Source organism: Streptomyces sp. YS-3 (assembly GCF_045257485.1).
In the GTDB taxonomy this organism is placed as follows: domain Bacteria; phylum Actinomycetota; class Actinomycetes; order Streptomycetales; family Streptomycetaceae; genus Streptomyces.
Map to the genome: position 1 here is coordinate 1 of NZ_JBJHPC010001018.1, position 1,284 is coordinate 1,284.

The window sequence follows — 1,284 nt, forward strand, 5'->3', positions numbered from 1 at the left end:
CCCTGCCCGTCCTTCTCGAAGCCGTCATCGGCGTCGGCGGCGGTCGGGGAGCCGGTGCCGGCCCGGGCCCCGGGGGCGTCGGCCGCTCGCGCGTTGGTTCCCTCCCGGCCGTCGCCTGTCCCGTCCGGCACCCCGCCTCACTCCGCCAGCGGGTCGAGGACCATCGGCTCGATGTGGCCGTCCAGCATCGCGCCCAGGCCCAGGATGGCGCAGACGTCCGGGCGTTCGGCGATGACCACCGGCATGCCCGTCGCCTTGCGCAGCATCTGGTCCAGCCCCGGCAGCAGGGCGCTGCCGCCGACCATCATGATCCCCCGGTCCGCGAGGTCCGCGACGAGATCCGGGGGACAGTCGCGCAGCACTTTGCCGATGCCGTCGAGGACGGCGGTCAGCGGGGTGTGGATCGCGTTGCGTACGGCCGCGGTGTCGACCCGGACCGAGCGGGCGAGGCCGGTGGCGACGTCGCGGCCGTGGATCTCGGTGGAGGTGGGGCCGTGCGGGGTCAGGCCGTTGCCGCTCAGGGCGATCTGGAGGGGGCGTACGGACTGGCTCGGCAGCATCAGCTCGTGCTGGTGGCGCAGGTGCTGGATGACGGCGTGGTCGATGGCGTCGCCGCCGACGGGGATCCGCTGGGCGGTGACGATCGCGCCGAGCGAGAGCACCGCGATCTGCGTGGTGGCCGCGCCGCACACCATGATCATGGTGGCGGTCGGCTGCTCCACCGGGAGTCCGCAGCCGACGGCCGCCGCGATCAGGGTGTCGACCAGCTCGACCCGGCGGGCGCCGAGACCCACCAGCGTCTCGACGGTCGCGCGCTGGGCGAGCGGGTCGGCCTCGTGTGGGGTGCTGGCGGCGGCGCGCAGCCGGGGCTTGCGCCGCAGCTGGCGCCGGAGCTTCTCGCCGATCAGATGGCGCAGCATGCGCTGGGCCATCTCGATGTCGACGACGGTGCCGCCGGAGACGGGCCGGACTACGCGGATGTAGTCGGGCGTACGGCCCGTCATCTTCTCGGCGAACGTGCCGACGGCGATCAGCGCGCCGGTTTGGGTGTTGACGGCCGCGACGCTGGGTTCGTCGACGACGAGTCCCAGCCCCTTGACGAATACGCGCGTCCTCGCGGCCCCGAGGTCGACGGCTACATGGCAACGGCGCAACTGTTCCAGACTGACGGTCACGGCGATCCTCCCGAATGGGGTGCTTGATCGAATCGTCCGGCCCCCGGGGGCGCGGCGCGCGCCGGGCTGAGCCGGTCGGGCGTCGGCTGACTGAGTGCCAGGGGGTTGT

General features: G+C 73.3%; 1 protein-coding gene. It reads right to left on the reverse strand.

The features are described from left to right. Positions 1–137 precede the first annotated feature (137 nt). Entirely contained in the window at positions 138–1,175 is a 1,038-nt protein-coding gene (locus tag ACJA3G_RS37185; protein ID WP_406557423.1) for a rod shape-determining protein, read from the reverse strand. Between the last annotated feature and the right edge of the window lie 109 nt (positions 1,176–1,284).